At 55.4% G+C, this 549-nt stretch carries 1 protein-coding gene; it reads left to right on the top strand.

Annotated features, from left to right (window positions below; all coding sequences use genetic code 11):
• A partial coding sequence (locus EVC45_RS45100; protein WP_129964417.1) for an IS6 family transposase occupies nt 1-493 on the top strand: 493 nt, incomplete at its 5' end.
• Nucleotides 494-549: the final 56 nt, after the last annotated feature.

The following is a 549-nucleotide window of genomic DNA, read 5'->3' as shown; positions in this document are numbered from 1 at the left end:
GCGCAAGCACAAGCGTCCGGTTGGGAAAAGCTGGCGAATGGACGAGAGCTATATCAAGATCAAAGGCGAGTGGAAATATCTTTACCGGGCAGTGGACAAGGCGGGCGACACGGTCGACTTCCTGCTCAGGGCCAGGCGGGACAAGGTCGCTGCCCGGCGGTTCTTTGAAAAGGCGATCGCCCATAATGGTACGCCAGAGACCGTGACCATCGACAAAAGCGGCTCCAATCTGGCCGCACTGGATGCGGTGAATGCCGATTGCGAGACGCCGATCAAGGTCCGTCAGATCAAGTACCTGAACAACATTGTCGAACAGGACCATCGGGCTATCAAACGCCGGACCCGGCCGATGCTGGGATTCAAGAACTTCCACCGTGCGAGGGTCATTCTCGGCGGCATCGAGGTAATGCACATGATCAGGAAAGGACAGATGAAATGTGCGGGCAAATGCCCGTCGCCTGCTTCCCAGCAGTTTTACTCCCTTGTGTCATAAGCAATACTTATCATATCGACATTTCTCGTCCCGACACCCTTACTGCAACAGAACCC

Source organism: Paraburkholderia sp. UYCP14C, from assembly GCF_004197395.1.
GTDB lineage: Bacteria > Pseudomonadota > Gammaproteobacteria > Burkholderiales > Burkholderiaceae > Paraburkholderia.
This window is presented reverse-complemented; position numbering and strand designations above follow the sequence as displayed.